Annotated in this window: 10 protein-coding genes, 1 tRNA gene and 1 pseudogene; 9 read left to right on the plus strand and 3 right to left on the minus strand. The window is 56.5% G+C overall.

The features are described from left to right. Positions 1-419: pseudogene (locus tag QVP03_RS04610) on the minus strand (rubrerythrin family protein); the annotation flags it as partial. A gap of 346 nt (positions 420-765) precedes the next feature. On the opposite strand from QVP03_RS04610, the gene QVP03_RS04615 reads away from it, so the two are divergent. The 9 genes from QVP03_RS04615 (at position 766) to QVP03_RS04655 (ending at position 7,533) form a co-directional block, all read left to right on the plus strand. Beyond that, the gene (locus QVP03_RS04615; RefSeq protein ID WP_022332403.1) at positions 766-2,013 is read left to right on the plus strand and encodes a spondin domain-containing protein; all 1,248 of its coding nucleotides are present in this window, start codon (positions 766-768) and stop codon (positions 2,011-2,013) included. A 67-nt stretch (positions 2,014-2,080) separates the two neighbouring features. Continuing rightward, positions 2,081-2,347, plus strand: a complete 267-nt coding sequence (locus QVP03_RS04620) for a hypothetical protein (protein WP_022332404.1) — start codon at positions 2,081-2,083, stop codon at positions 2,345-2,347. 11 nt (positions 2,348-2,358) lie between these two features. Continuing rightward, positions 2,359-2,649 (plus strand): hypothetical protein, encoded by a 291-nt coding sequence (locus tag QVP03_RS04625; protein ID WP_022332405.1) that lies wholly within the window; start codon positions 2,359-2,361, stop codon positions 2,647-2,649. Positions 2,650-2,791: 142 nt separating this feature from the next. Beyond that, entirely contained in the window at positions 2,792-3,763 is a 972-nt protein-coding gene (locus QVP03_RS04630) for a manganese catalase family protein (protein ID WP_022332406.1), read from the plus strand. A gap of 112 nt (positions 3,764-3,875) precedes the next feature. After that, the gene (locus tag QVP03_RS04635) at positions 3,876-5,324 is read left to right on the plus strand and encodes an alpha-amylase (protein ID WP_193759074.1); all 1,449 of its coding nucleotides are present in this window, start codon (positions 3,876-3,878) and stop codon (positions 5,322-5,324) included. Positions 5,325-5,524: 200 nt separating this feature from the next. Next, on the plus strand, positions 5,525-5,734 hold the full coding sequence (locus QVP03_RS04640) for a hypothetical protein (protein WP_081918666.1): 210 nt from the start codon (positions 5,525-5,527) through the stop codon (positions 5,732-5,734). A gap of 260 nt (positions 5,735-5,994) precedes the next feature. Then, a tRNA-Ser gene (locus tag QVP03_RS04645) sits at positions 5,995-6,082 on the plus strand. 282 nt (positions 6,083-6,364) lie between these two features. Then, the gene (locus tag QVP03_RS04650; RefSeq protein WP_022332408.1) at positions 6,365-6,583 is read left to right on the plus strand and encodes a hypothetical protein; all 219 of its coding nucleotides are present in this window, start codon (positions 6,365-6,367) and stop codon (positions 6,581-6,583) included. A 164-nt stretch (positions 6,584-6,747) separates the two neighbouring features. Beyond that, positions 6,748-7,533, plus strand: a complete 786-nt coding sequence (locus QVP03_RS04655) for a fibronectin type III domain-containing protein (RefSeq protein WP_022332409.1) — start codon at positions 6,748-6,750, stop codon at positions 7,531-7,533. A gap of 136 nt (positions 7,534-7,669) precedes the next feature. Here the strand turns inward: QVP03_RS04655 and QVP03_RS04660 are convergent, their stop codons facing one another. Continuing rightward, positions 7,670-8,281, minus strand: coding sequence for a flavodoxin family protein (locus QVP03_RS04660; RefSeq protein ID WP_022332410.1), 612 nt, complete (start codon positions 8,279-8,281; stop codon positions 7,670-7,672). Positions 8,282-8,493: 212 nt separating this feature from the next. Continuing rightward, complete coding sequence (locus QVP03_RS04665) at positions 8,494-10,284, minus strand: CotH kinase family protein (RefSeq protein WP_022332411.1); 1,791 nt, start codon at positions 10,282-10,284, stop codon at positions 8,494-8,496. Positions 10,285-10,529: the final 245 nt, after the last annotated feature.

Raw genomic sequence — 10,529 nt, forward strand, 5'->3', positions numbered from 1 at the left:
TTCAGGCCCAATACCACCGAACTCATATAGGACAGCCGCATTCCGCCGGCCAGGTTGGTCAGATCCTCCCCGTGGCGCTTTTCCTCCGAAGCGATCCGAATGAACTCCTCCCGCTCGGCATACAGGGAATAACTCGCCTCCGTGCCTTTTTCACACAGCTCCATCTGCCGGACGACAAAAGCCGGCCCCAGCACCCGCATTATCCACACATACCAGAAAACCCGTTTCGGATCGGGAGCCATTTCGCGTCCCGTCCTGCGCTTCAGGATCGCGCAATGCCGTCTTTCGTCGTGCATGATACGCACCAGGGTCTGCCGGCGAACCGGGTCTTTTTCCAGTTCGGCCAGCCGGCGGTAGACTTCGCACAAGGTGGCCTCCTCCCGTTGAAGGTTCAAAAGGTTTTTTGCCGTTGCATCCATATTTGCGTGGTTATTCCGCCCAAAGCCTCCGGCACCGGGAGTGGCGGACGTTACAATCCCGAATCCGCAAAAAATCTGCCGAAACAGCGCCCGAACCACCGCAGGAAAAAGGTTTTACCCCGGCGGACGAGGTCGAAAAAAAATCCATCCCCGCCTTACTGCGTGTTTTGCAGGAATATCCATCCTCCCGCTTTTCCAATCCATCCAAAAGTATTTTTCATGGCATAAATGATGCACGGAACTGCACTGTAAAGGGTGCCGGACAACAAATACGAGCACATACCTTAATATAAAAAACACTTATGGTTTAACCGATTGTTAACTTTATTTAATTATCAATTCCACTATGAAAAAAAAGTACTTTTGCACCGCATTCGCTGCGGCGTTGCTTTTCGCAGGATTCGCTTTTACCGCCTGCGACGACGATGACGACAACAGCGCTCCCGGCACGAAGCCGACGATCAAGTTCGAAAACGTCATCCCGACGAAGAATTACGTCCAGAGCGGCACGTTCGCCGCCGTGGCCCCCGGGCAAACGACGTCGTTCACATTCCACGCAGCCAAAGGGCAGCGCCTGATGTTCGCCACTATGTATTCCAATTCCAACGACCTGTTCTTCGCCCCAGAGAATCCGGGCATCCAGCTCTTCAACGATTCGGGAGTACCTTATACCGGCATCATTGCCGATGCCGTGAAACTCTGGGACAACGGAACCCGCGTAAACGAACAGCCCGGCCCCGATGTCAATCATCCGGGCGTAGCCCAGGCCGGCGTGGTAACCGAAGTGAAGGGCACGGACTCCGAAGGACACAACTATCTGGCCGCATCGAGCCTGCTCCAGGTGAGCCTGACCTTCGATGCCGCACAGTCGCTGTTCACCTGTACGATCTCCAATATTTCTGCCGGCACGGCGAATGAGACCCCGTTCTCGGGCGGTGTATTCGTCGTATCGAACCTGCTCGACGGCGACCTGGTGATGGACAAACCGTTCTTCAGCGTCGACCAGAAATCAGGCGTGGAGCTGACCAAGCTGGCCGAAGCAGGCAATGTCGACCCCCTCAAATCGCTTGTCGCCGACCAAACGGGAATCATCACCACGCTGCACGGCGCCATCGTAGTGGTTTACACGGGCAACACCAACCCGATCTACCAGTTGGGACAGAAAGATGCGCAGCTGGGTCTTGCAGCGCTCGCACAGCGCGGCGATCCGGCGCAGCTGAAAGCTTCGCTCGAAAAAGTCCCGCAGGTACGCAAGATCTACACGCTTACGGACACCGTCCTGCCGGGCAAGAGCATGGAATGCACCTATGAGGCTGCGGCCAACGAAAAAGTGGCGTTCGCAACGATGTTCGGTTATTCCAACGACTGGTTCTTTGCAAACGGCCCCGAACTCAATGCCCTGACCAAAGGCGAGGTGACGAGCAAGACCGTCCTGCTTGACGACGGCACGGCCGTAAGCCAGTATCCCGGAGCCGGCAACGCCCAGTTCGTATTCGGCGGCACCCGGATGCCCGAGGACAAAGCCATCAGCGCTGTGGGCGACACCTTCCCGGTTCCCGCCGTGGAAGGGATCGTCAAGATAACGATCTATTAAAGGATCGTCTTAAGTGTCAATTACAACCGGAGCAGTTCCCTGCTCCGGTTTTTAAACCAGCAAAACCATGTCGAACAATCAACCGCAAGAAGGCAACGCCACTGTTGCCGTAGAAAAAAAGACGTCCAAAATTCCCTCGATGGTCTATCTGTGTGCCGGGCTGAGCGCATTGGCAGCCTCCGCCTGCATGATGTGCCGCGGCCGGAAATCCACCGCGCTGCTGGTCGGACAGTGGGCCGCCCCGCTGCTGATCATGGGGCTTTACAACAAGCTCGTCAAGACCGAAGGGCACGACGGATCGGCCACCGAATCACCTATTAAACCGAATCATTAAAAATTACTATTATGAATAAGAATGACAACATGTACGGCGAGAGCCGTGAGCAGGAAAACGAAATGCAGAACAATCCCAGAACCAACGCCAACACGAACGATCTGGACAGCCGGAGCAACAGCGGCGACAACAGCGGCATGCACGCCGGCGGTAGCCAAGGGAGTTCCTACCAGCGGCAGCAGCCGGAGAATTCGTCGCAATACGGCTCCAAGACGGGTTCGTACTGGGAAGAGAAAGGTTCCGACAGGGAACAGAGCGCCGAAAACCGGATGAACGGACAAAATCCGGACAAAAGGCACTAATTACGCCGGCAATGCGGCCGGCCGCAACGGGACGTCCGCAGAAGGCCCGTCCCCGGGAAATACGACCGGGAGTGGAGGCCTCTGCGACGAACCTCCCGGGGAAACCCGGCCTCCGGCATGTTCAACTTAAAACAACGAATCTATGTTTTACCACTCCAAAGAACTCCAGTTCAAAGCGCGGGTATCGAAACCCGATCCCCGCTTCGCACGGCTGCTGCTCGAACAATTCGGCGGCGGCAACGGCGAGCTGAAAGCTGCGATGCAGTATTTCGTGCAGGCCTTCGCCTGCCATAACCCCTATCCGGACAAGTACGATATGCTGATGGATATCGCCACCGAGGAGCTGGGACACCTCGAAATCGTCGGGGCCACGATCCAGATGCTCCTCGCAGGCGTAAACGGCAACCTCAAAGATGCGGCCGAGCGAAACGACGTCTTCGGCGAAGGCATTTCGAAGGACGACTTCATCCATTCAGCTTTTTCGGTCAACCCTCAGTTCGGCGTGCTGACGGGCGGCGGGCCGCGCCTCACCGACAGCAACGGCGTCCCCTGGCAAGGCTCCTATGTCAATGCCAACAGCGACCTGACGGTCGACCTGCGTTCGGACATCGCCGCCGAATCGCGCGCCAAGATCGTCTACGAATACCTGATGCAGTTCACCGACGACAAGGACGTGCTCGCGACACTCAATTTCCTGATGACACGCGAAGTGGCGCATTTCCAGCAGTTCGAGGCGGCACTGGACACCATCCAGCCCAATTTCCCGCCCGGTGTGCTGCAAAGCGACCCGCGTTACAGCAACATCTACTCCAACCACTCGATGGGCGAGGATGCCCGCGGGCCGTGGAACGAAGGCGAAAGCACCGGCCTGGGCGAAGAGTGGCTGTATGTCGAAAATCCGCGCCAGCAAGTACTCGAAACCGACGGGCTCACCGACCTCGAACCGCAGGGCACGCCCCGCACGGAGGCTTCGGTGCGCAGTGCCGACAAGAAGCTCAGCAAGCAGCGCAGCAGCGAAATCCGCAAGGCGACGCCGGAGAAAAACCTCCAGTGGAGCCAGTACGATTCGCAGGACGCCGAGGCGCCCCGGCGCCAGCCGGTCGGGCAGGATTGACGCCCCCGCCGGCCTGCAGGTGAGAGCGCCCCGGAATTTCCCCGGGGCGTTCATCCTGTTTAGCATGTACTTTGCAGCGAAAAACCTTAACCATTAAACACATATCGGCTTTATGAAAAACGGAGTAATGATGCAGTATTTCGAATGGAATCTGCCCAACGACGGTAAATTATGGGTGCACCTGAAAGAGGATGCCAAACACCTGCACGACATCGGCATCACGTCGGTCTGGATACCGCCGGCCTACAAGGCCGACGAACAACAGGACGAGGGATACGCCGTGTACGACCTGTACGATTTGGGGGAGTTCGACCAGAAAGGGACTGTCCGCACCAAGTACGGCACGCGGCACGAACTGGAAGAAGCGGTCGCGGCGCTCCACGAAAACGGGATATCCGTCTACCTCGACACGGTGATGAACCAGAAGACCGGCGCCGACTATACCGAGAAATTCATGGCCTGCGAGGTCGATCCCGAGAACCGCGAGCAGGTGATCGGCGCGCCCGTCGAAGTCGAGGGGTGGACGGGATACTCCTTTCCGGGACGCGGCGACAAATATTCTCCCTTCAAATGGCACTGGTACCACTTCTCGGGAACCGACCAGGTTTACGAGACCGGCAAACGGGCCATCTACCTCATCCAGGGCGAAGGCAAGAAGTGGAGCGAAGGCGTCGACGGCGAGAACGGGAACTACGATTTCCTGATCTTCAACGACGTGGATTTCGACCATCCCGAGGTGGTCGAAGAAATGAAACGCTGGGGCATATGGATTTCCCAGACGCTCAATGCGGACGGCATGCGCCTCGACGCGCTCAAACACATCAAGAATGCGTTCATCGCCGACTTCATGCACAGCGTCCGGGCTTCGCGGGGCAAGGAGTTCTACGCCGTCGGCGAGTACTGGAGCGGTGATTTCGAATCGCTGGAGGCCTACCTCGACGCCGTAGACCACCAGATCGACCTGTTCGACGCGCCGCTTCACTTCAAACTTTTCACGGCATCGCAGCAGGGGCGCGACTTCGACATGCGGACGCTGCTCGACGACACGCTCGTGCAGAAATACCCCACGCTGGCCGTGACGTTCGTGGACAACCACGACTCGCAGCGCGGCAGTTCGCTCGAATCGCAGGTCAAATCGTGGTTCAAACCGCTGGCATACGGACTGATCCTGCTGATGAAAGAGGGGTATCCCTGCGTCTTCTACGGCGATTATTACAGCATGAAAGGCGAAGGGTCGCCCCACCGCCCCGTCCTCGATATTCTGCTCGATGCCCGCCGCTCCCGCGCCTTCGGCGAACAGACGGATTATTTCGACCATCCCAATACGGTAGGCTTCACCCGCTCGGGCGACGAGCGACATCCGGATTCCGGCCTGGCACTGCTCCTTTCCAACGGCGAGGACGGCGAGAAGGTGATGTCCGTAGGCGTAGCGCATGCCAATGAAACGTGGCATGAGATCACCGGGAGCTACGACGACGAACTGACCATCGGTGACGACGGGAAAGCTCTTTTCAAGGTACACGGAGGCAAATTAGCCGTTTGGGTACGGAAAAAGGATTGATTCGCATAGCATTTCCCGGCTGAGCATCATCCACTTCGGGCTCCGGTAAATATTCCGTAAATATTCGGTATCTATTTTGTGTTGTCAGCTATACCGTACATCCCGGCGGGGAGATGCGGTACAGGCTGGCTTTCAACCGCATGGCTTCGGCCCTTCGGCTGGCGGACAGCATTAATGTCTCACTTAATTCTTTAAAAGTCATGAAAGAGTCTAACAACAAAACCACCGGCCATCCACAGTCCGGACAAAGCAAATCGGCGGAAAAGTCGTCGCGTACGACCACTTCGCGCACCAGCTCGGCGAGCCGGGGAACCGCAAGCAGCCAGTCGTCCGGTTCAGGGCGCACTTCGCGCAGCAACAATCCTGAAGGACATAACCAGTACACGAAAAAATCGCAGGACAATCGTTAACAACGCAATTTGTTTTCGATAGTGTGTCGCAAGGGACTGCCTAACAAGTTTAGACAGTCCCGTTTTCATTTTCCACGATGATATGCCTGCCGATGGCGGCCAACGGAAACCGGCTGAATGCGATAACCTCCTGCTGGTTCGGCCGGCTGCGGGCAAACCGCCGCGTTGCACCCGCCCCGGAACCGGGCGCTTGCCCCCTGAAGGAAAAACGGCAATTTTTGGTAAAATCTGAAAATAATTATTACCTTTGCGAACCGAAAGGAGAGGTGCAGGAGTGGTTGAACTGGCCCGCCTGGAAAGCGAGTAAACCCCTAAAGGGTTTCAGGGGTTCGAATCCCCTCCTCTCCGCAGGATGATCCGCCTGACCGCAGGATCGACAGACAAAGACCGACCGGCAAGTCTGTGCTTTTACAAAATCGCCTCTATTACAGATTTCTATCATCTGTAATAGAGGCGATTTTTCATTTCAGACCTGTCAGACTACCGATCCGTCCAACGTCGTTCCCGCACAAAACACATACGGCTGCCTGAAATGAAGAGAAAACCCTCCGTTCCAAACGAACGGATAAACAATATACAATTTAGTATCGCAAGCAAAAACATCCATTATCTACCTAAATTCAGTTTATTATGAAAAAACTATTTCTTTGTTTCGCACTGGTGGGAATGGCATCGACACTATGTGCACAAGAACGCGGCGACATGCTCGTTTCCGGATCGCTTTCGTGGAGTTCGTCCAGTACGAAGACCACCGTTATCAAACAAGACGGCGACAACAAAGTATCCAATCGGGACTTCTCGCTCGGCCTAAACGTCGGTGCGACGATCGCATTCAATTACTATTTCTAATACGTACGACAACCAGCCGGATGTTTGGCCTCATCATCCCCTGCCGCCCCCGGAAGCGGCAGGGGAATAATTCCGGGTCAAAATCCCGAAACAATGTAACAATTTATCGAAAGCCGAAATCCCAACGACTCAAACACCCTAGAAATCATAAACAAACGGAACCGATGAAACTAATCAATATTGCCATATCCATATTGGTAATCGGATACTTCATGCTTGTATCATGCAGCAGCGACGAAGGTGGAGAAAGCGGCAATGGGCCGCAGGCAACCGGCCAGGAACTCGAACGGCAACTCCTGGACACACATTGGAAACTGACCAGGGAAACCAAAGTAGAAAACGGCACTGAAAAGGTTCTGAATAACCCCTACGTATTGAATACAATAACATTTTCGGGCGAAACCGACCGCGCATGGCACTACCTGTACCTGAACAACACCCATTCAGGCTGGTGGTGGATCGACGGGGAAATGATCTGTTGCCAATGGGACACGGGAGACCCCAAGACGAATGGAGCATACAGCACGGCCTTCGGCTTCGGGCACAGCCGCATCGGGAAAATGACGGACTCGGAACTGGTAATGATAGCCGACTACGACACGTATAGCAACTATTTCTATTATGTGTCAACTTCCGGAAGCGGATCGGATCCGGGTTCCCCGGCAGAAAAGCCCGATATCGGGTTTTACGATTTTACGGCGACTAAAACCTCGGTAACCGTAACCTATAAGATTTACAACAAGGATGAAGCGAAGGTTTCGGACGCCAAGATATATTACGGCACCTCCTCCAACCCCACAACGGGTAAGAACGCCTCGGTAAACGGCACCCTCATCAAAGCGACGATCAGCGGACTGAAAGCCGGGACGACCTATTATGTAAAGTGCCGGGCCACGGGTGCCGGAGGTACGACGACGAGCGAAACGAGCCGGGTCATAACAGCCTATTAGAAGATGGAAACCAACATTGCCGGCCAGGCAATCCTCGACAACTATATCATAAAAAAGGAATTGGCAACGACCGTTAGTCGTTGCCAATTCCTTTTCTGTGCACTCTGCTCCATCCTGAAATCCAGCCCCGCGGCGGTCAGCGGATGAAATGCGTCCACACCCGTTCTTCGGGTTCCGGGGCCAGACGGGGGCCGACGCCGGCCTTCAGCAGTTGCGCCATGTTCCTCGCCAGCACCCGCATCGTCTGCAAGCCTTCGGCATCTTCGTGCGCTTCGCGCGGCACCCGTCCGTGTACGCTGTTCCAATATTGCGACGACACGACGGGCATATTCGAAATCGTAAAATACTTGTTCAGGCGGTCGAACGTCGCACTCGCCCCGCCACGGCGGCAGACAGCCACGGCTGCGGCAGGCTTGTAGGCCAGATCGCGGCCGCACGAATAAAACACGCGGTCGAGCAGCGCGCAAAGCGAACCGTTCGGCCCGGCATAATAGACCGGCGAGCCGACCACAAGGCCGTCGGCCTGGGCAAGCTTCTCCCGCACGGCGGTATACACGGCATCGGAAAAGACGCAATGCCCCAGTTCCGCACATTTCCCGCAGGCGATACAACCCTGCATGGCCCTCGTCCCGATGTGGACGATCTCCGCCCCGATGCCTTCCGCTTCGAGCGTCCGGGCAACCTCGGACAAGGCGATAAAAGTGTTCCCCTCCCTGTGGGGGCTGCCGTTTATAAGCAATACTTTCATAGTGGTAATGTTTGTGTTCGTGCAAATATAGGTTTTTTTGGCATAACATACACCGCTGCATGTTCCCTGCCGGACGGGACTCCCCGCCCGGAGTCCGCCCGGCATATCGCACCCTGCGCATCGGGAGGGGGGGGGCACCCACCGGCAGCATTCCGCAGCCGGGATGCCCCGGGAAAAACAGGGCGGCATCCTGTGCCGCCCTGTCCGTTGCCCTAATCCTGAAAAGAGGCCCGGTCGAGCCAGTCGAGGCGCGCCGTCAGCCACTCCTTCATCGCCCGAACCTCCTGCCGGAACGCGGTTTTCACCTCGCTGTCCGCCGCTCCCTCCGGTTTCAGGTTATGCCACAGCCGGTTATCCTCGACGACCGAAGCCTCGGCATAGGCGGCCTCGCCGTCCACCTGCGCCAGGATGACGGCGAGGTTGGACTTGAAATAGCCGATGCGTTCCTTGACTTTCCGCACGAAGGCCGGATCCTGCAGCATCCGCTCGAACCACGGCGATTCGCGGTTCCAGTACCCTTCGGGGCCGCGCCCGTCCGTACCGTTCCACTTCGTATTGCCCATGCAGATGTCGAAATCCCAGATCGGCCCCATGTTCAGCTTCCCGCCGGGCGCGATATTCATATAGCAGCTCGTATAGAGCGACGCGTCGTTGGTCTTGGTGATCTCGCTGATCACGTACCAGTCCACATACGTATCGACGTTCAGGTACTTGGCATACCCCGTTTCGGGATCGGCGAAATCCGCACCATAGAGGGCATTCTCCGCTTCGTTGACGTAATTCCTGATCCATTCGTATTGCGGGCTTCCGGGTTCCACGTCGGGGTCTTTGATATTCATCAGGATACGCTCCGTGCGGAAATAAACATCGTCCGGGCTCAGGCGGTCGAGCTGGTCGGCCTCGAGCAGGTATCCCTCGTCGGTCACGTTCACCCGGTCTTCGGAGATCTTCATGTGCTCGCAAAGCTGGTAGGTGCCGTTGTAACGGTCATTGAGGAAAACATCGACGAAATGGGTCGTCGGCGTAAACTCCAGACAGCTCAGGCGGCCGATCGCATAGGCCGTCGCATTGCGTATCCCGCAGGCGTTGTCCATATAGTTGGCCAGCAGCACCCACGACTTGTCCTTGGGTTCGCCCAACAGGGACTGTTTCTTGCCGAACTTCAGCCGGTAGGGTTTCTTCGGCATGCCCCACGTACTGTTTCCGCGCCCTTTGATAGTGACATCCCCCTTGAAGACACTGCTCGGGCGCAGCCCGTTGTTATCCACGATCTTAAGCGAAGCGGCCACATATTCCTCCTTCGAGACGACCGGTATGCCGCCGGTGTCGATATAGACCACGGGCAGCCCCGTGAAGCTGACCAGGCTGACCCTGTACTCCCGCTCCTCGCCGCCTTTGCTCCTGACCGTCAGCACGACCGGGCCCGAAAAATCCACCTCGGTCTCTCCGCTGACGACCTCCTGCGCTCCCAGATAAACGCCCCCGCCTTCGAATTCGAACTCGGGGACGAGCACCTTGTCCTCCACCACGAATGAAGTTCTGCCGGAAATAATACCGTCACCGACCTCCAGCACCACATCCTGCGGCAATTTCGCCGCATTCGCCGCCGTCCGGAACCGGAACGACTCGATGACGGGGGCGAGTTCTTCCGCAGCTCCCTGCGTCACTGTAACGGTTTTCACCGTCCCGTCCGCCCCCGTCAACGTAATCAGTGCCTCACGGCCCTCGAGGGAGTTGTTGCCATCCACGCCGATCTTAAAGGTCTTTCCCTCGCACGGCTCGTTCAGGACATCCGCGCCCAGCACGTAACACCACTCGGCACTGACCCGGAGGCGCCATTGCTGCGGGCAGGAAACCACCAGGTCGAGGGTCGATTTCCCGGCCGGGAAATCGAGGGTTTCCGTAGATAACCGTATTCCGGGAGCGGGGTCGTCGCCCTCTCCGCACGCCTGCAGGGCAAAGAACACCGCCAGCGCGGCAACGATGCCGATCAGTTTTTTCATAATTCTAAATTTGAGATTAAGTCGAGGCACAATTGAAACCCGTAAAAATCAAAACTACACAAATATAACCATAATTATGAAAAAACGCGGCACATGTCAGAAATAATAAACAAGCCGCAACTGCCTGTCGTCAGAAGCGGCTGCAAGGCACCGCCACCCCTTCGCAGAATTCCGGCCGGGCAGGGAAAACCGGGCACAAAAAAAGGGGATTCTTTCTGATGTGCACCCCAAAGTTTGGACTGATT

The sequence above is a fragment of the Alistipes sp. CAG:29 genome, from assembly GCF_000435435.1.
Taxonomy (GTDB): Bacteria; Bacteroidota; Bacteroidia; order Bacteroidales; family Rikenellaceae; genus Alistipes; species Alistipes onderdonkii.